The organism is Sphingomicrobium aquimarinum, assembly GCF_039655735.1.
GTDB lineage: Bacteria > Pseudomonadota > Alphaproteobacteria > Sphingomonadales > Sphingomonadaceae > Sphingomicrobium > Sphingomicrobium aquimarinum.
The window spans coordinates 1,068,560-1,088,843 of record NZ_JBBYXH010000002.1; the positions used below are offsets into that span (position 1 = coordinate 1,068,560).

21 protein-coding genes and 1 tRNA gene are annotated in these 20,284 nt (G+C 64.2%); 10 read left to right on the forward strand and 12 right to left on the reverse strand.

All coding sequences use genetic code 11. The features are described from left to right. Positions 1 to 2: 2 nt before the first annotated feature. Complete coding sequence (locus tag WJS89_RS11575) at positions 3 to 467, reverse strand: hypothetical protein (RefSeq protein WP_346341092.1); 465 nt, start codon at positions 465 to 467, stop codon at positions 3 to 5. 214 nt (positions 468 to 681) lie between these two features. Between WJS89_RS11575 and WJS89_RS11580 the strand changes: the two genes are divergently transcribed. Further along, positions 682 to 1,491: a SapC family protein gene (locus tag WJS89_RS11580; RefSeq protein WP_346341093.1), complete on the forward strand. Its 810-nt coding sequence runs from the start codon at positions 682 to 684 to the stop codon at positions 1,489 to 1,491. A gap of 63 nt (positions 1,492 to 1,554) precedes the next feature. Here the strand turns inward: WJS89_RS11580 and WJS89_RS11585 are convergent, their stop codons facing one another. After that, complete coding sequence (locus tag WJS89_RS11585; RefSeq protein WP_346341094.1) at positions 1,555 to 2,391, reverse strand: N-formylglutamate amidohydrolase; 837 nt, start codon at positions 2,389 to 2,391, stop codon at positions 1,555 to 1,557. A 102-nt stretch (positions 2,392 to 2,493) separates the two neighbouring features. Between WJS89_RS11585 and cpdR the strand changes: the two genes are divergently transcribed. The 4 genes from cpdR (at position 2,494) to WJS89_RS11605 (ending at position 4,067) form a co-directional block, all read left to right on the forward strand. Beyond that, positions 2,494 to 2,871, forward strand: a complete 378-nt coding sequence (cpdR, locus tag WJS89_RS11590; protein WP_346341095.1) for a cell cycle two-component system response regulator CpdR — start codon at positions 2,494 to 2,496, stop codon at positions 2,869 to 2,871. Between the two features lie 88 nt (positions 2,872 to 2,959). Beyond that, positions 2,960 to 3,034 (forward strand) — tRNA-Val (locus WJS89_RS11595). A gap of 167 nt (positions 3,035 to 3,201) precedes the next feature. Further along, entirely contained in the window at positions 3,202 to 3,651 is a 450-nt protein-coding gene (locus WJS89_RS11600; RefSeq protein ID WP_346341096.1) for a YeeE/YedE family protein, read from the forward strand. Further along, the gene (locus WJS89_RS11605) at positions 3,648 to 4,067 is read left to right on the forward strand and encodes a DUF6691 family protein (RefSeq protein ID WP_346341097.1); all 420 of its coding nucleotides are present in this window, start codon (positions 3,648 to 3,650) and stop codon (positions 4,065 to 4,067) included. The genes WJS89_RS11600 and WJS89_RS11605 overlap by 4 nt, the downstream gene beginning before the upstream one ends. Here the strand turns inward: WJS89_RS11605 and WJS89_RS11610 are convergent. Both WJS89_RS11610 and WJS89_RS11615 read right to left on the reverse strand, forming a co-directional pair. Continuing rightward, positions 4,064 to 4,438, reverse strand: coding sequence for a response regulator (locus WJS89_RS11610; RefSeq protein WP_346341098.1), 375 nt, complete (start codon positions 4,436 to 4,438; stop codon positions 4,064 to 4,066). The two genes, WJS89_RS11605 and WJS89_RS11610, sit on opposite strands and share 4 nt — an antisense overlap. 269 nt (positions 4,439 to 4,707) lie before the next feature. Beyond that, entirely contained in the window at positions 4,708 to 5,526 is an 819-nt protein-coding gene (locus tag WJS89_RS11615) for a class I SAM-dependent methyltransferase (RefSeq protein WP_346341099.1), read from the reverse strand. 257 nt (positions 5,527 to 5,783) lie between these two features. On the opposite strand from WJS89_RS11615, the gene WJS89_RS11620 reads away from it, so the two are divergent. The 3 genes from WJS89_RS11620 to WJS89_RS11630 all read left to right on the forward strand — a co-directional run bounded on the left by WJS89_RS11620 (position 5,784) and on the right by WJS89_RS11630 (position 8,592). Then, positions 5,784 to 6,455, forward strand: coding sequence for a DUF4331 family protein (locus WJS89_RS11620; RefSeq protein ID WP_346341100.1), 672 nt, complete (start codon positions 5,784 to 5,786; stop codon positions 6,453 to 6,455). Next, positions 6,455 to 7,165, forward strand: coding sequence for a DUF4331 family protein (locus WJS89_RS11625; RefSeq protein ID WP_346341101.1), 711 nt, complete (start codon positions 6,455 to 6,457; stop codon positions 7,163 to 7,165). Before WJS89_RS11620 ends, WJS89_RS11625 begins: the two co-directional genes overlap by 1 nt. Positions 7,166 to 7,257: 92 nt before the next feature. Next, complete coding sequence (locus WJS89_RS11630) at positions 7,258 to 8,592, forward strand: tetratricopeptide repeat protein (protein WP_346341102.1); 1,335 nt, start codon at positions 7,258 to 7,260, stop codon at positions 8,590 to 8,592. A gap of 3 nt (positions 8,593 to 8,595) precedes the next feature. On the opposite strand, the gene WJS89_RS11635 is transcribed toward WJS89_RS11630, so the two are convergent. From WJS89_RS11635 to WJS89_RS11660, 6 genes are all read right to left on the reverse strand, one after another. Then, the gene (locus WJS89_RS11635; RefSeq protein WP_431994012.1) at positions 8,596 to 10,047 is read right to left on the reverse strand and encodes a TadA family conjugal transfer-associated ATPase; all 1,452 of its coding nucleotides are present in this window, start codon (positions 10,045 to 10,047) and stop codon (positions 8,596 to 8,598) included. A 213-nt stretch (positions 10,048 to 10,260) separates the two neighbouring features. Beyond that, on the reverse strand, positions 10,261 to 10,518 hold the full coding sequence (locus WJS89_RS11640; protein ID WP_346341104.1) for an ATP synthase F1 subunit epsilon: 258 nt from the start codon (positions 10,516 to 10,518) through the stop codon (positions 10,261 to 10,263). Between the two features lie 4 nt (positions 10,519 to 10,522). Then, positions 10,523 to 11,989: a F0F1 ATP synthase subunit beta gene (gene atpD / locus WJS89_RS11645; protein ID WP_346341105.1), complete on the reverse strand. Its 1,467-nt coding sequence runs from the start codon at positions 11,987 to 11,989 to the stop codon at positions 10,523 to 10,525. 21 nt (positions 11,990 to 12,010) lie between these two features. After that, the gene (locus WJS89_RS11650) at positions 12,011 to 12,895 is read right to left on the reverse strand and encodes a F0F1 ATP synthase subunit gamma (RefSeq protein ID WP_346341106.1); all 885 of its coding nucleotides are present in this window, start codon (positions 12,893 to 12,895) and stop codon (positions 12,011 to 12,013) included. A 9-nt stretch (positions 12,896 to 12,904) separates the two neighbouring features. Then, on the reverse strand, positions 12,905 to 14,434 hold the full coding sequence (atpA, locus tag WJS89_RS11655) for a F0F1 ATP synthase subunit alpha (protein WP_346341107.1): 1,530 nt from the start codon (positions 14,432 to 14,434) through the stop codon (positions 12,905 to 12,907). Positions 14,435 to 14,462: 28 nt separating this feature from the next. Beyond that, the gene (locus WJS89_RS11660) at positions 14,463 to 15,050 is read right to left on the reverse strand and encodes a F0F1 ATP synthase subunit delta (protein WP_346341108.1); all 588 of its coding nucleotides are present in this window, start codon (positions 15,048 to 15,050) and stop codon (positions 14,463 to 14,465) included. A gap of 188 nt (positions 15,051 to 15,238) precedes the next feature. Between WJS89_RS11660 and WJS89_RS11665 the strand changes: the two genes are divergently transcribed. After that, the gene (locus WJS89_RS11665; RefSeq protein WP_346341109.1) at positions 15,239 to 15,772 is read left to right on the forward strand and encodes a methylated-DNA--[protein]-cysteine S-methyltransferase; all 534 of its coding nucleotides are present in this window, start codon (positions 15,239 to 15,241) and stop codon (positions 15,770 to 15,772) included. Between the two features lie 24 nt (positions 15,773 to 15,796). Next, entirely contained in the window at positions 15,797 to 17,014 is a 1,218-nt protein-coding gene (locus WJS89_RS11670; protein WP_346341110.1) for a sulfotransferase family protein, read from the forward strand. On the opposite strand, the gene WJS89_RS11675 is transcribed toward WJS89_RS11670, so the two are convergent. Continuing rightward, positions 16,996 to 18,297: a cryptochrome/photolyase family protein gene (locus tag WJS89_RS11675; protein WP_346341213.1), complete on the reverse strand. Its 1,302-nt coding sequence runs from the start codon at positions 18,295 to 18,297 to the stop codon at positions 16,996 to 16,998. The genes WJS89_RS11670 and WJS89_RS11675 overlap by 19 nt on opposite strands. A 317-nt stretch (positions 18,298 to 18,614) precedes the next feature. Then, positions 18,615 to 20,222 carry a hypothetical protein gene (locus tag WJS89_RS11680; protein WP_346341111.1) on the reverse strand — a complete coding sequence of 536 codons (1,608 nt, stop codon included), beginning with the start codon at positions 20,220 to 20,222 and terminating at the stop codon, positions 18,615 to 18,617. Between the last annotated feature and the right edge of the window lie 62 nt (positions 20,223 to 20,284).

Consider the following 20,284-nt stretch of genomic DNA (forward strand, 5'->3'; position numbering starts at 1 on the left):
GTTTAGCGCGCAGACCCCGAGGGCAGAACGCGCTGGAATGTCTCGATCTGGCAACTGGACCCCATCCGCGTCCGGATCGCATCGCGCCGCGCGCAGACGCGATTGTCGCGCGGTTGGAGGTAGAAGCCACCGTAGAAATCGAGGCTGGGGCATTCGCGATCGGTTCGCATGCGGATGATCGAGCGATCCTTGAGCATGAAGTCGATGGTGCGGGATCCCGCCAGCCGCGCCCCCGCGATGTCGGCGCTGTCGAGGCATTGGGGACCATCGGACAGCGTATAGCGCAGCGAACGGCTCTGTCGCGCGCGGACCGGAATACGGATGATGAGCTGGTCGCGAATGACGACACGCCGCACCTGCGGCTGCGACGTCGCTTCGCGCGGCGGCGGCGCGTCCTGCACGCTCGCCGAGACGGCCGACACGTCGGCGAGTGCCAGCAGCGGCACGAGGCTTAGCCCCATCAACATCACTTGGTCAGTTCCATGATGGAGGTGTGGGTGGCATGAGCGCCTTGAACCGTAAATGAATTTTTCGGCGCCGCGTCGGGCCGTGCAAGTGCTTGAATGTCGTCGGCAATCGCTTTAGGAGCGAGCCTTCGCTTTCTTGGTCGAACGGAAAGCCCCGGGCAATGGAGCGCCGAGGCACACCGGGCGACACGCATATATCAGGAGTAACGAGACGATGGCGACCAACCCCGAACAAGGGATGATGCCGGTGATGTATAACGGCCTCGAGCCGATCACCAAGGAAAAGCATGGCGACCTCAACTTCAAGAAAATGGACCTCATGCCGTTTGCATCGAAGGTGCATGCCGTTCCCGTGACGGTCGAGGAAATCCCGCTTCTGCAGCGGCACTTCCCGATCGTGTTCACGACCGGCGAGAACATGCTTCCGATCGCGCTCATGGGCCTCAACGAGGGCGTGAACGCCTATTTCGACGACAAGGGCGACCTGCTCGACAAGAACGTCTACCTGCCGGCCTATCTGCGTCGCTATCCGTTCATGCTCGCGCGCCTCAAGCAGGACAGCGACGAGCTGTCGCTGTGCATCGACCCGACCTCGGAACTCGTCAGCAAGGACGCCGACGGCCAGCCGATCTTCGATGGTGATCAGCCCTCGCAGCGCACCAACGACATCCTCAAGTTCTGCGAACAGTTCGAAGTGTCGGCGCAGCGCACCAACGCCTTCGTCAAGGAACTGCAGGCCTATGACATCCTCATGGACGGCGAAGTCTCGATCCAGCCGCAGGGCATGGACAAGCCGTACATCTACCGCGGCTTCAAGATGGTCAACGAAGAGAAGCTTCGCGAACTCAAGGGTGATCAGCTCCGCAAGATGAACCAGAGCGGCATGCTTCCGGTTCTCTTCGGCCACCTCTTCTCGCTCGGCCAGATCCGCGACCTGTTCGGTCGCCAGGTCAGCCAGGGCAAGGGCCCGGTGCCGAACGAGATGCTCAACGGCGACGCGAAGGCTGCTGAAAAGGCCAACTAGGCTTTTCGCGTTCCGACGCACGATGATCGAGGGCCTCGGTGCAACCTGCACCGGGGCCCTTTTTCATTCGGCCGCGATGCGAAACCCTTCGGCGCGGGCCGCAACGTCGAGCTTCGCTGCAATGGTTTCCATCAGCGCGCGTCCGCGCCCCATTCCAGGGCCGGCTACGCGCAGGGTACGATCGAGATAGAGACTGCGGTCGATCTCGACCTGGAGCGCGTGGATGCCCCGCGCGGGGGCCGCATGGGCGCGGACGATTTCCCCGCCCGCATAGGGTGTGTTGAACGCGGGCTCGAACCCGCGGTCATGGCAGGCGCCCGCGGCCACTGCACTCACCCATGGAGCGGCGGTCGCGCCGTGCCGATCGCCGAGGACGATGCGCGGCTCCCCGCGGGCCAGCGGCGGCATCGAGTGACAATCGAGCAGCAGGCAGGTGCCGAAGCGGGCCAAGGCCTCCTCGACGAGCTCTGAAAGCGATGCGTGATACGGATCCCAGGCGCTCCGCATCCACTGCGCGAAGACGCTGTCGTCGATCTTTCGCTTCCACAGGGGCCGCCCGGGAGCGGTCCGCGCGATGGTCAGGCCAAGTCCCAGTCGGGCACGGCTCGAGGGCGGGGCAGGAGGCGCGCCCTCGTGGACATCGGGATCCCGCTCATGGGCGGCGCGGTTGACGTCGATTGCAGCGCGCGGCGCCTGCGCCACGACCGCGCCATGTCCGCGCTCGACGAGCGAACGCACGAGTTCATCCACATGGGGATCGGAAAGGCCGAGCAACGCGGGTGCGCCGCCATTTGCGAGCCGCGCAAGATCCTTCCCGACCACGCGCCCCGAATGGGGCACCGACAGGATCAGCGGACTGTCGATACGAATCGGATGGAGCGTCGGCGGCGCGAGTTGCATGGTCTTTTCCTATCACGAAGCGCCGTATCATGTTGGGACGGTGCGACGAGAGGTGCAGCGGACATCTAGTAATTCTTCGCCGTGGGCATCATAACATCGTGCATGTCCAAGATCCTCCTTGCCGAAGACGACCAGTCGATGCGCGAATATCTCTCGCGGGCGCTGACCCGTGTCGGTTACGAGGTCACCGCGGTCACCTGCGGGACGGAAGCGGTACCGTTTCTCGAGAGCGAGAAGTTCGACCTGCTGCTGACCGACATCGTGATGCCCGAAATGGACGGCATCGAGCTTGCGCAGAAGGCGAGCGCGATCGATCCGGCGATCCGCGTGATGTTCATCACGGGGTTTGCGGCGGTGGCGCTCGAAGCGGGACGCACCGCGCCCGAGGCAAAGCTCCTTTCCAAGCCTTTCCACCTCAAGGATCTCGTCGCCGAGGTGGATCGCATTTTCCAGACCGAAGACCAGCACGGTCGGCTCTAGTTTCGTCCGGCCGCGGCGGGGCGAACGATCTTTCCGATTTTAGGGGTTGGCAAGGCGGGCGATGCCTCTTAAACGCCCCTTCCAGCACGGGCGTGTAGCTCAGTGGTAGAGCACTATGTTGACATCGTAGGGGTCGCAAGTTCAATCCTTGCCACGCCCACCATTTCCCCCCGATGTCGGGCCTTTTCGCAAGCATCGCTCACCACGAACAGCGTTTCATCATCGGCAGCTTACGGGCTCGGCTTGACCGGTCTGCGGGTCTCTCTATCTGGGATGGAGCGGCGGAAAAGTGGCGCTGCCGACCAATAAAGCTCGCTGAAGGATCGCGCGATGACGCTACCCGGGTTCGACTATGCACAGCCGATCGAGGGACTGATCGGCGGCCTTCTCATCGGCCTGTCGGCCGCAATCATGCTGATCGGGCTCGGCCGGATCGCGGGCGTGAGCGGGCTGACCGCCAGCGCGACGGGGTTGTCGGACGGTGGCGCGCCGCGCTCGATGGCCTGGCTGTTCATTGCGGGATTACTGATCGGCGCGCTCGTCGTTCAGGCGCTCCTCGGCCCGATCGAGGCGAGCTTCCCGCCGCAGGGCGCGCTGTTTCTCCTCGGCGGTCTCCTCGTGGGGTTCGGGACGCGGCTAGGATCGGGCTGCACGTCGGGACACGGCGTCTGCGGCATGAGCCGCTTCTCGCGCCGCTCGATCGTCGCGACCATCACCTTCATCGGCGCCGGCATCGCGACAGTTGCCGTCGTCAATGCGCTTGGGGGAGGTTGGTCGTGAAGAGCCATGCGTTGACGCTCCTTGCCGGTAGCCTGTTTGGCGCCGGGCTCGCCATTTCGGGGATGATGGATCCGCTGCGGGTGCGCGGTTTCCTCGACCTCTTCGGTCGATGGGACCCGACGCTCGCGTTCGTGATGGGAGGCGCCCTTTTCGTGATGGCGGTCGCCTGGGGGGTCCAGAAGCGGCAGCGGGCTCCGCTCGCTGCGGAGCAGTTTCACCTGCCGGGTACGAGAACGCTCGATGCGCCATTGATTGGCGGTACGGCTCTGTTCGGGATCGGGTGGGGGCTGTCGGGACTGTGCCCGGGCCCTGCGATCGCGTCTCTAGGGGTGAATTTCAGCCAGGTCGCCGCGTTCGTCGGCGCGATGCTCGCTGGGATGCTGCTCCACAAGCTGGTGATGCGGACCGCCAGTTAGTCGGCAGGCATCGCCCGCTTGAGCATCTTCAAGAGATCGCCCTCGTCGAACGGCTTGGCGAGGCGCGGATTGTCCTGCCATTCCTCGGGCATCGACCAGTCGGCATAACCCGAGGTGATGATGAAGGGAATGTTGCGCTCCTTGAGGATCGTCAGCACGCCGAAGCATTTCTCGCCGCGGATGTTGAGATCGACGATCGCGGCATCCACCTGCTCGCGCTGCGCTAGATCGTAGGCCTGCGGCATGTCGTAGGCGGGACCTACGACGAAATAGCCGTTCTCGGTGAGCAGATCCTCGGTTTTCAGCGAAATGACCGGACTATCCTCTACCAGAAGGATCCGGGCCCCCTTGCCCTTATGCTCGTCGGTCATCCCTGTACGCACCCCTTATTATTGACGAGGCGCAACGAAGGGTCGCGCGCCTTTCGTTCACAATGAATCGGCCTGCCTTGCGGTTCCCTCACTTTATCGCGCACCGGGAAGGCAGCGCAAGATGCTGGGGTCGTGCGCCAAGCGCTGCGCGGCCGTCGGATCGTCGGACGTAACGCAGCGCCCAAATTCCCTATGGCCGGAGGCGGAGATGTGAGCGCGTGCGGCAAGACGGCGCGCCAGCAATGCCGAGCGCGCCGTCTTTGTATCCATCAGGAAGGCTTGCGGAATTTCAACGTCATGCGGTCGCTCTCGCCGATCGCCATGTAGCGTGCGCGGTCGGTATCGCCGAGACGCAGGGTCGGGGGTAGGGTCCACACGCCCTGTTCGTAATCGGCGGTATCGCGGGGGTTGGCGTTGATTTCGCTGGCGCCGACATATTCGAAGCCGGCCGCTTCGGCCATTGCGCGCACGGTCGATGTCTTCATGTAGCCCGACGTCTTTTCGCGCATGGCGTCGGCACTTTCCGGGAGCCGGTGTTCCACGATCCCGAGCGTGCCGCCCGGCTTGAGCATCGCGTACATCTGCCGGAACGCTTCGTCGCCATAGGGTTCGTTGCCCATCTGCCAGTTATGAACGTTGCGGAAGGTCAGCACGACGTCGGCAGCCCCGGCCGGCACGCGCGCATCGGTTCCGGACGCGGGGAAAGCCGCATAATTGACCGTGCCGACCGCAGCTGCGTTGGCGCCCGCGAACGTGCGCACGCCGTTGAGGCCACGATCCGAGGCTACCGCCCAATAGCTTCCGTTGTCGGCGAGATAGGGCGCGAGGATCTCGGCATAATAGCCGCCGCCGGGCCAGATTTCGACGACCGTATCGTCGGGCTGCACGCCGAAGAAAGCGAGCGTTTCGACCGGGTTGCGATACTGGTCGCGCGCGACATTGTTGGCGCCGCGCAGCGGAAGCCCGACTGCATCGCGGATGAGATCGGCGAGCACCGCCTGTCCGGCGGTGCGGGCGATATCCTGCGTGCTCACGCTGCTGCACGATGCCAGCGCAAAGGCTAGGGCGGGAAGAGCGATTAGGCGCATGAAATTCTCCTGTTGGATGGATCCGTCGAAGTTCGAACGTGCGAGGGGTGGCCAGCGTTCAATCGTTGCGTCATTATCGAAAACCGGGCACCAGCGGGGATCCCGAAACGGACTAGCAGGTAGAGCAGGTCGGCTCGGCGGAACCCACCATTTTGATATCCCGAATTAATTTTTGGTTAACTGTTGACGCATTAACATTTGGTAATGATACTCGGCGCTGAAGTTCGATGCTGAATTTCCAAGCGCAGGAGTAGCACATGCGACCACTGACCAAGACGATGCTGGGTGGAGGGGTCGCTGCTGCGGCGTTGTTCCTCGGTTTCCAGTTTGCCGAAATGCCGACCGTAGCGGCCGATCACCTCGACCCGCCGCAACGGACGGATCCCAGCGAGGATGCGACGCCCGATCGCGCCGCCGACATCGCCGATCTCTACACCTTCTACGGTGACGGGACCGTCAAGATGATCCTCACGTTCGCAGGGCCGGCAGCCACCGATCAGCCGGCGACCTACGACCCCGACGTCCGTTACTATATCAACGTTTCCAATGCGGCACCGCGCACGCAGACCGACGTTCCGATCCTGATCCAGTTCGGTGAGGACGAGGGCATGCCGGGCACGCAATATGGCGTCCGCGTCAGTGGTCTCCCCGGCGTCTCCGGCGACATCATCGGGCCGGTCGAGAGCAATCTTCAGCGCGATGGCGTGCGCGTGCGAGCCGGCCTGTTCGACGATCCTTTCTTCTTCGATCTTCAGGGCTTCAAGGAAACGCGCGACACGGGCGATCTCTCGTTCGACAGTTCGCGGGACTTCTTCGCCGGCCAGAATATCACGGCCGTCGTCATCGAGATCCCGCAGGACCGCATCGAAAATGGCGACAATCTAGTAGACGTCTGGGCCGAAAGCCTTCGTCTGGGAGGGAATATCTAATGAACCGCTCCTTGAAAAACGCTTCGAAATTCCTCGTCCCCGTCAGTCTCGTGATGGCGCTTGCCGCCTGCGACAATGACGATGAAATGATGGAAGATCCGCCCATCCAGATGCCCGACCCGACCCCCACGCCGACCCCCACGCCGACGCCGACGGGTTTTGACGTGTCGGCCTGTCTCGAGCAGGATATTCCGGGAACCGGCTTCACGGTTGCCGACGCGGTCGTCCCCGATACGCTCACCATCAATTTCGACGCTCCCTCGGGCTTCCCCAACGGACGCCGTCTGCCCGATCCGGTGATCGACGTGACGCTGGCCGTGATCTTCCTCGATCTCGACACCCATAGTCCGCTGACGCTGGCGCAGCTGCCGCTGAACCCGCCGTCCAACGACGTGGCCTTCCGTTCGGGCTTCCCGTACCTGGCAGCCCCGCAGGGAATGCCGCCGATCGCGAACAGCGACGGAGCGGGCTTCGTCTTCAATACAGCGCCCAACAGCGCCTATGAGCGCGTCGACCGGATCGGGATGCCGGCGGTTTCCACCGCGCTCATCCCGTTCGATACCAAGGTGCCCTATAACGATGCCGATCCGGCAGACGATGTGACGGGTGTGTTCGTGGACGACATCTCGATGGTGTTGACCGACCTCACCAATGCGCTGGCCGACGATCTGCAGGCCGCGGGGCTGACGCCCTGCGCACAGGCCAACTAAGCCCGGCCGGTCTTGCGGGAAGGGGGCGTGCGGCACGGCGCTCCCTTCCTGCACTTTTCCCTGATTGCATTCATTTCTCGTGAGGTCCCGTCATGCACGCTGCAGCACCGATCCGTTTCGCACTGAAGGCCGCTCTGGTCCTCGTCCTGCTCGGTGGACTGTTCCTCCTTCTCCGCCCGCAGCCCGAATACGGGTTCGCCGCGCTTGAAGCCGACGGCTTCGGCGCCGACAGCTACGCAGGCGCGATGGCGCAGCGCGAGAAGGCGCTGAGCGTCGAAGCGGAGCGCGTGGACCTCCAGTCGGATAGCTGGCTGGCGCTCGAGCGCGAGGCGATGGCCCGATACACGCTCGGCAAGCTCAGCGGCGACTTCGGGCAGATGGATCGTGCCTATCGTCAGCTTCAGGACGCGCGGGCGCTGGCGCCACAAGGCTCTGGGCCCGAATTGTCCGCGGCGCTGCTCGCCTTTGCGATGCACAGGCTCGATGACACCGAGACGGCGCTCGATGCGCTCGATACGCGCGCGGTACGCCCGACGGCGGGCGAGCGATCCGAAATTCTCGGCATCCGCGGCGATGTCGCTTTCTACCGCGGCGATTATGCCCGCGCGCGTGGGCTTTACGAGGAAGCGCTCTCGATCGATTCCCATCCCGGCCTGCACGTCCGCCTCGCCAACTGGCACCAGCGGATGGGCGACCTCGACGCGGCGCTTGCGTCGTTCGAACAGGCGGCGGCATCGGGTGGCAAGGTTTCGCCCGAACTGGCGTCGACCCTCTTCCTCTACGCTGGCGGCGCGCATCTCAAGCGGGGCGACTGGGACGCGGCGACCGACCTCTTCGAACGCGCCGACGCGGTCTTCCCCGGCTACTGGCTGACGCAGGCCCATCTCGCGCAGATGGAAGCGGCAAGGGGCGACATGGACGCTGCGGAAGCGCGCTATCGCGCCATCCTCGCAGAACATGACGAGCCGAGCGTGATGGCAGCTTTCGCGCCGGTGCTGGAGGCGCAGGGCAACCGCCGCGATGCCGAAGCGATGGCGCGGCGTGCCGAAGCGATCTTCATGGCGCAGGCGCGCGATTATCCGGAAGCCTTTGCCGACCATGTCCTCGACGGCGCACTATCGGCGAGCGACCTGGAGGCGGCGATGGCGGCGGCGCGCTCGAACCATGCCGGTCGTCCGTACGGCGATTCCAAAGTGGGTGTCGCACGGGCGATGATCGCGGCGGGCGAACCGGAACGGGCGCGTGCCTTGCTGGACACCGTCCACCGCTCAGGCTGGCGTTCGACCGAGCAATATCTTGCGACGGCCGATGCCTGCGCGAAGCTGGGTGACGAGGATTGCGTCACGCAGGCCGAGCGGCGCGCGCGGGCGTTCAACAAAATGGCGATGGCCGAAGGAAGCGATTTCCTCGCCTTCGGCAACCACTAGTATCTAGAGGCACGCCTCGAGGAACGGCTGGTCGAAACCGAACTGCTTGGCCTTGTCGAGCGTGTAGGGACGAAGACCCATCGACGCATATTCTCCGATGATCTTCCCGTCGGGAGTCTCGTCGTGATACTCGAACTTGAACAGTTCCTGCGTCACGATGACATCGCCTTCCATCCCGATCACTTCGGTGATGTTGGTGGTGCGGCGCGAGCCGTCGCGAAGGCGCTTCACCTGCACAATGAGATCGACCGAATCGGCGATCTGGCGTGAAATGGCGTCCTTCGGGATCTTGATGTCGCCCATCATGACCATGTTCTCCATACGCGCGAGACATTCGCGCGGGGAGTTGGAGTGGAGCGTGGCCATCGAGCCGTCGTGACCCGTGTTCATCGCGGCCAGAAGGTCGAAACATTCCTGGCCACGAATTTCCCCAAGGATGATGCGGTCGGGGCGCATACGCAGCGCGTTGATGACGAGGTCGCGAATGGTGATCGCCCCCTGGCCCTCGAGGTTGGCGGGGCGGGTTTCCAGCGGCAGCCAGTGCGGCTGCTGCAAGCGCAGTTCGGCCGCGTCTTCGATGGTGATGACGCGCTCGCCCGGGTCGATCATCTTCGACAAGGCGTTGAGCATCGTCGTCTTGCCCGAGCCCGTACCGCCCGAAATGACGATGTTCATCCGGCACGCACCCGCGATCTTGAGCACCGTCGCCATCTTCTCGCTCATCGAGCCGAAGCCGCGCATCATGTCGATGGTGATGGGCTTGTCGGAGAATTTACGAATCGAGATCGCCGTGCCCTTCAAGGACAGCGGCGGAATGATGACGTTGACGCGGCTGCCGTCTTTCAAACGGGCGTCGGCGAGCGGCGTCGTCTGGTCGACGCGGCGGCCGACCTGGTTCACGATCCGCTGCGCGATCTGGAAGAGATGCTCCTCGTCGCGGAACTGGATCTTGGACAGCGTCAGCTTGCCCTTGCGCTCGATGAAGGTCTGGTCGGGGCCGTTGACCATGATGTCGGAGACGGCAGGGTCGGCAAGCAGCTCTTCCAAGGGGCCGAGGCCGAGCAGTTCATCGACGAGCACCTTCTCGAGCGCGAATTGCTCGCGGCGGTTGAGGGTGATCTTGAGCTCGCCCAGTACTTCGGAAATGATCGGGCGGAATTCCTCCGCCAGCTCGTCCTTGCCGAGCGTTGCGGCCGCTTCGGGATCGACGCGTTCGAGCAGTCTGGGAAGAACCTGGTCCTTGATCTTGTTGACCGACGCCTCGAAGCCGCCGGACCCTTCCTCTTCCTTCTCCTCGTTGTTCATCCGCTTGTTGAGTTTGTCCATCGCGGACAGGCTCGCGGCCCCGCCAAGGGAAGGAGCGGATGCGCCGCCGACGTCATCGTCCGAGGAGGCGCGATCTTCGTCGCGTTCCTCGGAGCTGGAGCTGCTGCCCCCGGCGGGGCCGCCCTTCATCGGCCGTGCAACCCCGAAACTGGGGCGCGGCGATGCTGCATTTCCTCGTTTGCCGAACGCGTTCATTTCACCATTCCTCGCGGCGTTATTCGAAGCTGTGGAATGGTGAATAGAATGCAAACTTTTAGAAAAGCCTAATGCGGATAACGAAAAAGCCTCCCGCTGCGCTGGGCAGGGGAGGCTTCGTGTTTCGTACGCCGATGGATCGTCGGCCTAGCTCTCGACCTTCTCCGCAAGCACGGTCAGGCCGTTCGATCCGACTTCCGCGAAGCCGCCCGAGACGGTGACGCGTTCGGGCTGGCTGCCCGCCGTCGCATAGACGTCGAGCGCGCCGTCCTTGAGCGTCGTCATGAAGGGAGCATGCCCTTCCATCACGCCGAAGTCGCCCTCGACGCCCGGGACGACGACCATATGGACGTCGTCCGAACGGACGAGCTTTTCGGGCGTGACCAGTTCGAAGTGAAGCGCCATCGTCTTAGCTGTCCTGCGCCATCTTCTCGGCCTTGGCGACCGCGTCCTCGATGCCGCCGACCATGTAGAAGGCGCTTTCCGGCAGGTGGTCGTACTCGCCGTTCACGACCGCCTTGAACGAGCGGATCGTGTCCTCGAGCTGGACGAACTGGCCCGGGATGCCGGTGAAGACTTCCGCGACGTGGAAGGGCTGCGAGAGGAAGCGCTGGATCTTGCGCGCACGCGCGACGGTCAGCTTATCTTCTTCCGACAGTTCGTCCATGCCGAGAATGGCGATGATGTCCTGAAGGCTCTTGTACTTCTGGAGGATCTCCTGGACCGCACGCGCGGTCTGGTAGTGATCTTCGCCCACGACGCGGGGTTCGAGCACGCGGCTGGTCGAGTCCAGCGGATCGACCGCCGGGTAGATGCCGAGTTCCGAAATGGCGCGCGACAGCGTGGTCGTGGCATCCAAGTGGGCGAACGAGGTGGCGGGTGCAGGATCGGTAAGGTCATCCGCGGGGACGTAGATGGCCTGGACCGAGGTGATCGAGCCCTTGTTGGTCGAGGTGATGCGCTCCTGCAGCGCGCCCATGTCGGTCGACAGGGTCGGCTGGTAGCCCACGGCCGAGGGAATACGGCCCAAGAGCGCCGACACTTCCGAACCGGCCTGCGTGAAGCGGAAGATGTTGTCGACGAAGAACAGGACGTCCTGGCCTTCCTCGTCGCGGAAATATTCGGCCTGGGTGAGACCCGAGAGCGCCACGCGGGCACGCGCGCCCGGCGGTTCGTTCATCTGGCCGAACACCAGCGCGACCTTCGAGCCTTCGCTCACCGGATTGCCGTCGGCATCCTTGGCGATGACGCCCGCGTCGAGGAATTCGTGATAGAGATCGTTGCCTTCACGGGTGCGTTCGCCGACGCCCGCGAAGACCGAAACGCCGCCGTGGCCCTTGGCGATGTTGTTGATCAGTTCCTGGATGAGCACCGTCTTGCCGACGCCCGCGCCGCCGAACAGGCCGATCTTGCCGCCCTTGGCGTACGGCGCGAGAAGGTCGATGACCTTGATGCCCGTGACGAGAATGGCCGCTTCGGTCGACTGGTCGATGAAGAGCGGCGCTTCCGCGTGGATCGGCATGTGCTTGTCCGATCCGATCGGGCCGCGCTCGTCGATCGGCTCGCCAGTGACGTTCATGATGCGCCCGAGCGTCTTCGGCCCGACGGGCACTTCGATCATCGAGCCCGTGGCGGTGACGGTCTGGCCGCGGGTCAGGCCCTCGGTCGCGTCCATCGCGATGGTGCGGACGATATTCTCGCCAAGGTGCTGGGCGACCTCGAGGACGAGGCGCTGGCCGTTGTTGCTGGTTTCCAGCGCGCCGAGGATCGGCGGCAGCTCGCCGTCGAACTCGACGTCGACGACGGCGCCGATGACCTGCGCGATGCGGCCGTTGGTGGTATTGGTTGCCTTGGCGGCGGTTGCGGCGGTGGCCATGGTTCTTGTTCCTCTGGCTTCTTAGAGCGCTTCGGCGCCCGAGATGATTTCAACGAGTTCGGTGGTGATCGCGGCCTGGCGCTGGCGGTTGTATTGGATCGACAGCTTGTTGATCATGTCGCCGGCGTTGCGCGTGGCATTGTCCATCGCGGTCATCTGGCTGCCGTAGAAACCGGCATTGTTTTCCAGCATCGCACGGTAGATCTGGATCGCGACATTCTTAGGCAGCAGGTCGCGCAGGATCGCTTCCTCGTCCGGCTCATATTCGACTGCGGCGCTCGCGCCGTCGGTCGCCGTGCCCTCCGTGTCGGCGGGCTTGACCGGGATGAGCTGATCGACCCGCGGGGTCTGCGTCAGCGTGCTCTCGAACTCCGCATAGGCAAGGTGCGCGACGTCGAACTGACCACTTTCGTAGCGGTCGATAATGTCGTCGGCGATGGCTTGCGCCTGCGCATATTCGGGGTTCTTGGTCTGCGTCGTGTCATATTCCCCCGCGATCGTATCGGGGAAAACGCGGCGCAGGAGCGGCTTGGACTTGCGCCCGACGACGTAGAAGGACACGTCCTTGCCCGCCCGGATCAGCTCCTCGGCTTTCACGCGCGCGGCCTTGGTGATGTTCGTGTTGAACGCCCCCGCAAGCCCGCGGTCGCCGGATGCGACGATGATCAGATGCCGCTCGTCCGAACCCGTGCCCGCGATGAGCTTGGGGCTCTGCGGGCCGACGGTGATCCGGCTCGCGAGGCTCGAGACGACGCCGCTCAGACGCTGGGCGTAGGGACGCCCCGCTTCCGCACGGTCGGTCGCTTTGCGCAGCTTCGCGGCCGCGACCATCTTCATCGCCTTGGTGATCTTCTGGGTCGACTTGACCGAGTTGATCCGGCCCTTGAGTGCCTTGAGGCTGGCCATGGTTACTCCTTAGGCGAACTGCTTGCCGAACTCGGAGAGCGCGGATTTGAGCTTGTCGGCGGTGTCGTCCTCGAGCTTCTTGGTCTCGCGGATCGTCGTTAGCACGTCGGCATGCTCGGAACGCATGAAGCTGAGCATCGCGGCCTCGTAGCGGGTCACGTCCTCGACCTTCACATCGTCGATGAAGCCGTTGGTGCCGGCGTAGATGGAGGCGACCTGCTCTTCCATCGGCATCGGCTGGAACTGCGGTTGCTTCAGGAGCTCGGTCAGGCGCGCACCGCGGGCCAGGAGCTTCTGCGTCGAGGCATCGAGGTCCGAACCGAACTGGGCGAAGGCAGCCATTTCGCGATACTGCGCAAGCTCCAGCTTGATCGAGCCCGACACCTTCTTCATCGCCTTGGTCTGCGCGGCCGAGCCGACGCGGCTGACCGAAAGGCCGACCGAGATGGCGGGGCGGATGCCCTGATAGAAAAGATCGGTCTCGAGGAAGATCTGCCCGTCGGTGATCGAGATCACGTTGGTCGGAATGTAGGCCGACACGTCGCCCGCCTGCGTTTCGATGATCGGCAGCGCGGTCAGCGAACCGGCGCCATTGGCCTCGTTCATCTTCGCCGCACGCTCGAGCAGGCGAGAGTGCAGGTAGAAGACGTCGCCCGGATAGGCTTCGCGGCCCGGCGGGCGGCGAAGGAGAAGCGACATCTGGCGGTAGGCGACGGCCTGCTTCGACAGATCGTCGTAGACGATGACGGCGTGCATACCATTGTCGCGGAAATATTCGCCCATCGCGCAGCCGGTGTAGGGCGCGAGGAACTGGAGCGGTGCGGGCTCCGAGGCGGTCGCGGCGACGACGATGGTATATTCCATCGCGCCATTCTCTTCCAGCGCACGGACGATCTGCGCGACGGTCGAACGCTTCTGGCCGACGGCGACATAGATGCAGTAGAGCTTTTCGCTGTCGTCGTCGCCCTGGTTGGCCTGCTTCTGGTTGATGAACGTGTCGAGCGCCACGGCCGACTTGCCGGTCTGGCGGTCGCCGATGATCAGTTCGCGCTGGCCGCGGCCGACGGGAACGAGCGCGTCGAGCGCCTTGAGGCCGGTCTGCACGGGCTCGTGCACCGACTTCCTCGGGATGATGCCCGGGGCCTTCACTTCGACGCGGCTACGTTCGGTATATTCGATGGGGCCCTTGCCGTCGATCGGGTTGCCGAGCGCGTCGACCACGCGGCCGAGCAGGCCCTTGCCGATCGGCACGTCGACGATGTCGCCGGTACGCTTGACCTGGCTGCCCTCGGCGACTTCGCGGTCCGAACCGAAGATGACGACGCCGACATTGTCGGCTTCGAGGTTCAGCGCCATGCCCTTCACGCCCGAAGCGAATTCGACCATCTCGCCGGCCTGCACCTTGTCGAGGCCGTGGACGCGGGCGATGCCGTCGCCGACCGACAGGACGCTGCCCGTCTCGGTGACCTGGGCCTCGGCGTCGAAATTCTCGATTTCGTCGCGGATGACGCGGGAGATTTCAGCGGCTCGGATATCCATTTTTCAACAGGACCTTTCTTGCGGCGCCTTAAAGGGCAGTGCCGCCCGCCATCTTGCTGGCGAGCTGGTTGAGTTTGGTCTGGACGGACGCGTCGATGAGCTGCGAGCCCATCTGGATGCGGACGCCGCCCAGCAGAGCGGGATCGACTTGCGTGTCGAGGTGGACGGTGCGACCGGCGCGGGCGGTCAGCTTGTCCGAAAGGGTCTTGAGCTGCGCATCGGTGAGCGCACGCGCGCTGGTGACGGTGGCGCGGGCTTCGCCGCGGTGGGCGGCGACGAGTGCGTCGAACACGCGGATCGCATCGGCCAGAGCGGGGAGGCGGCCGTTCTCGGCCAGCACGCCGAGAAAATTCGACGTCATCTTGTCGAGCTTCATCTCGAGCGACAAAGCGCGGACCGCGCGTAGCGACTGGTCGCGCGAGATGGCGGGCGAATCGATCAGGGCATTGAGATCGGGCGACTGCTTCAACGCGTCGGCCACCTGGTCGAGGCTGCCCTTGACCGTGTCGATCGCATTCTTGTCCCGCGCCAATTCGAACAAAGCGGTCGCGTAACGTCCCGCCAAGCTGGCCTTCATCCCGCCGCTGATATCCACCTGGATGCTGCTCCGGTTCATAGTGTTTGTGCATGCCAAAAGGAGAGCTTGCAGACCTTTCCTCGGAAAAAGGAAAAATCGAGCTCCCCGCATGGGTTGGCGCGCCCCTAGCAAGGGGTGCCCGAGGATGCAAGGCATGGTCGCCGCATATTCGGGTCCACGCCCTATACACGAGGCGACAGGGCGGGTTCGTCTGCTAGGATGGGCGCATGACGTCCACCGATAGACAAGAACTGCGCTACACGATCGTCGACACGGCGCTCGGTCAGGCGCTGCTTGCGGCCAGCGACATGGGCATCTGCCGGGTGAGCTTCGAGGAGGACGAAGATGCGCTGCGGCGGCTGTATCCGACCGCGCGGTCGCATCACGATTCGCAGGGGCTGGCGGCATGGGGTGCCCAGCTTGCCGCCCTCATCGAAGCACCTTCGGCCGGTCACGACTTGCCGTTGGATCTCGATGGGACGGCCTTTCAGGAATCGGTCTGGAGAGCGTTGCAGGACATCCCGCCCGGCGAGACGCGCACCTATGCCCAAGTCGCGGCAGCGGCGGGGCGGCCGGGCGCGGATCGCGCGGCGGGCGCTGCGAACGGCGCCAATCGTATCGCCGTGCTCGTCCCCTGCCACCGGGTCATCCGTTCGGACGGCGGGCTCGGCGGCTATGCCCATGGGCTCGAGCGGAAGCGCCGGTTGCTGGAAGCCGAAGGCGTGCGCATCGGCGATTTTCAGCACACCCTCGACCTTTAGCCGTATCGAGCGTTAGAGGGAGTGATGCCCAGCACGACCCCGAGCCGCGCCGAGACGAGCGAACCCTTGAAGGCGGCGCGCTTCATCGACCGGATGCTGGCGAGCGTCTGGAACAAGGGTATCACGCCTCGACCGACACTCGTCGCGCACGATCTCATCGATCATGCGACCCGCGCGGAGGAGCGCGCGCCGGCCCCCGGCGACTGGCAGGATCGGCTCGCGGTCCTCTGCGACGCGCTCGAGGACGAGGCGCGACTGTCGCCGTTGGGCCGCGCGATCGCCCATGGGCAGGTCGTCCGAAAGATACGCTGCCGGATCCGCGCCGAAGCGCATTGGGAGCGCGACCCCGCCATCCTCGAGCGGCGGGTCGAGCGGCCGTTGGTCATCGTCGGGCAGATGCGCTCGGGAACCACGCGCCTCCACCGACTCCTCGCCCGCGACCCTTCGTTCGCACACACCCGCACGTATGAGACGATGATCCCGGTGCCCGACGGCGGGCGTATCGACGGGCGCGCGCTGACGGCGACGGCGAACCTCCTGTTCCTGCGCACGCTCAACCCGTTGCTTGCCGCCGTGCATCCCACCGGCCCGTTTCAGGCAGAAGAAGAGTTCGGGTTGCACGCGATGAGCATCTTCGGTGCGCAGTTCGAGGGGCAATGGTGGGTGCCGAGTTTTGCCAGGCATTGCGAGGATTGCGACCGCACGTCCGTCTATCGCGAGTTCCGCCGGACGCTTCAGACCATCGGCCATGTTCGCGGAGAGCGCGACGACAAGCCGTGGGTCCTGAAAGCGCCGCAGTTCACGCAGGACCTCGACGAGCTTCACGCGATTTTCCCCGATGCCCGCTACCTGTTCCTGTCGCGCGATCCGGCTGAAGTCGTGGCCAGTTCGGCAAGCCTCGCGTGGCAGCAGGCGCGGGTGCAGAGCCAGGATATCACGCCTGCGATGATCGGCGAGGAATGGCTCCGCAAGACCCGGCTGCGCGCGACGCGGATGTCGGATTTCCGCGCGCGTCACCCCGATCTCGATGCGCATGATGTCGACTTTCACGCGATGAACCGCGACTGGTTGGGCGAGGTCGCCAAGATCTACGACTGGCTCGGGCAGCCGCTCGAACCTTCGGTCGAGCAGGCGATGACGGCCTTCGTCTCGGGCGCGAAAGCGCACAAGGGCCATCATTACGACATCGCCGACTTCGGTCTGTGTCCCGACCGCGTGCGGGCTCAACTGGTGCCGGCGTAATCCACGGTTTGCGGCTGTAGCGATTTGAGGAATTTCGCGGCGCTGTCGCGATACTCCTGCCTTTTCTCCTCGCTCATCCGGTCCCAGGTCGAGTAGATGCGGCCGATGCGGTGGTTGCTCTCGAGCTTGTCGCGATTGCGGTCGAGAAAGTCCCAGTAGAGCGGGTTGAACGGGCAGGCATCGTCACCCGTCTTCTTCGACACCGAATAGCGGCATTTCTTGCAGTAATCGGACATCTTGTTGATGTAATTGCCGCTTGCCGCATAGGGCTTGGACGCCATGTCGCCGCCGTCGGCATAGAGTGCCATGCCGACCACGTTGGGCTGTTCGACCCATTCGTAGGCATCGGCATAGACGACGAGGAACCAGTCCTGGACCTGTTGCGGCTTGATCCCCGCGATCAGCGCGAAATTGCCGAGCACCATCAGCCGCTGGATGTGGTGCGCATAGGCGTGGTCGCGGGTCGTGCGCACGGCTTCGGCAAGGCAGTGCATGTCGGTCTCGCCCGTCCAGTAGAAGTCGGGGAGGTGGCGGCGATTGCCGAAGAAGTTTTCCTGCGCGTACTCCTCGCCCTCCCACCAGTAGATGCCGCGGATATATTCGCGCCAGCCGAGGATCTGGCGGATGAAGCCCTCGACCGCCTCGATCGGCGCGTCGCCGTTCTGGAACGCCTTCTCCGCCCGTCGGCACACGTCGAGCGGGTCGAGAAGCCCGCAATTGATGCTGGTCGAAAGCAGGGCGTGGTTCATGAAATCCTCGCCCGTCAGCATCGCATCCTGCGTCGCGCCGAAGCAGGGCAGGCGGTTCTCGATGAAATCGTCCAACGCTTCCTCGGCCTCGGCTGCCGTGACCGGCCAGGCGAAGGCGTCGAGCGTTCCGAAATGATTGTCGAACCGCGACGCCACCAGCTCGATCACCTCTTGCGTGATCGCGTCCGGCTCGAAGATTGGGCGCTCGGGAAAATCGGTATCGGGCGAAGCGCTGTCGCGGTTCTCCTTGTCATAGTTCCAGCGACCGTTGACCGGCTCCTCGCCGTCCATCAGCAAGTCGTGCTTCTTGCGCATGATGCGATAGAAATTTTCCATGCGCAGGCTGTCGCGCCCCTGCGCCCAGGCGCAGAATTCATCGATGGTGCACAGGTATCGCGTGTCCGGCAGCACCGTCACGGGCAGGTCGAATGCCTTGCTCCATTCCTCGATCGCATCGCGCACCCGCCGCTCGCCCGCTTCGACGATGCGGATCGCGTTTACGTCGTGCCGCCCGAGCGCCCGCTCGACCAGCAGTCCGAGCGCATGTTCGCCGCGATCCGCGGAACGGGCGGCACCCCCGTCTCGTCATGCTCCCGCACGAGGATCATGGGTATCGCGGCCGCGAAAGCGTGCTCCATACGCTCGCCGAGATGATCGATTGGTTCGACACCTATGTGAAAAATGCCGATCCCGCAGATGCGGGCGAGGCGTCGGGCACTGCCGAGGGCGCCCGCTAGGCGCTCGCCGGTTCGGCCCTGCCTACGAAAAAGGGGCGACGATGCCGTCGAACGCATCGTCGCCCCTTTCTTTTCAGCCATCGGCCCGTTCGAGCCGGCTTGGGTGACAGCCCCTTAGCTGTCCTTTTCCTCTTCTTCGGCTTCGGCTTCCATCCGGTCGAAGAAGGCAGTCATCTGCTCGACGCCTTCCTGTTCCTGACCGGCGCGGATCATTTCCATCGCGCTGCGCAACTGCTCGACGTCTTCGTTGCTGTGCGGCGCGAACACCAGCGGCGTGACGAGGTCGGCGGCGAGCAACGCCTTGCCCTCCTCGGCAAGCTGGCGAACAAGGGTCCCCCGCACGCCCATGTCGTAGGGTGCGAGCATATAGGCATTCTCGAGCGCGATCAGCGCCTGTTGCGAGGGCGCCTCGTCGGCATCGCGGAACGACTGGTAATATTCGTAGAGCGGCAGCGGATCGTTGCGATCCGCGGCCACCGCGTCGAGGAAGAAGGCGCGCGCTTCGGTCCAGTAGGGCTTCCCGCTACCTGCTTGGGCCTCGTCCGCCTGTTCGGCGCGTTTGGCACTGATGCGTCCCAGATAGAGCGAAGCCTTGCTGTGGGACGGATCGATCGCGAGCGCACGCCGCGCGGCGCGCTCGGCAGCGTCATAATTCTTCGCGTCGAATTCCGCTTCCGCAAGCGTCATGGCGACCAGGACGCTGTCGGTGGACAGGTCGGCCCGCGATTCCAGCGCGCTCTGGATCGACCGGGCTTCCTTCTCATCGACCCCACGCCAGGAGCGCATCCGATACTCGATGACCGCCTCCTCGGCGTCGCTGAGCTCGCGCACGTTGACCGTCGGATCGTCGAAGTTCGCGGGCTTGACATTATAGCCAAGCAGATCGCCCTTCAGATAGCTGCGGATGTCCGAATTGAGCTGCCCCAGGTCACCGAATGCGGCCTTGGCAGCGTCGAGCGAGCGCTCGCCTTTCTGGATCCGGCCGAGGAAGTCTGCGAGCTGGCCCTGTCGGTCCTGCGCGAAGGTGAGATAGTGGAGCGTCAGCCATCCGGTCGAATACCAGTTGGCCTGGTCCATCGCATCGACCTTGGACGACGTGTCGAACATCTGCTCGATATGGTAGCGCGGCCCCCGTTTGAGGAAGTCCCCGCGATACTGCGGCGGGTTCCCGAGGTGGAAGCTGCCGTCCTCGAGAAAATCGATCTGGCTGTAGAACTCCGCAAATCCTTCCACATACCATTGCGGATAGGTGGCGGGAAAATGCTGGAGCATGAAGCTGTGCGCATATTCGTGCAGCAGGACGCTTTGTCGATCGAGCCGCGTGCGGCGATCCGAACGCTGGCGGCTCCCCGCGCGGCGAATGCTCTCGCCCTCGGCCGGCGAGAAGGCGACCGGCTGGCCCGCGCGCGGCATGTAGAAGCCCCGAACGCCCGCACGGCGGCTTCCCGTCGCCAGTTCGGCGATGTCCTGCCCGTCGCCCCAATGGAAGACGGTGACGCGCTGCGCATCGCTCTTGGCGGGTTCGAAGGGGATGTTCTGGGTGATCCGCATCGCGCGGTCGTATTTCTCGAGCAGCTGCGCGAACTCGACCGCTTCGTCGCGATCGGCTTCCGAATAGACGATGAACTGGTCGGTCCTGATCTCGAACCACTCCGCCCAGGCCGATGCCGGCAGGACGACGAGGGCGGCAGCTCCCATCGCCAGCTTTTTCAACATATTCACAGTCAGTCTCCCCTCCGTACAGAATCGCGTTGCCTTTAACCTAGCATAGGAGAAGCGATTGA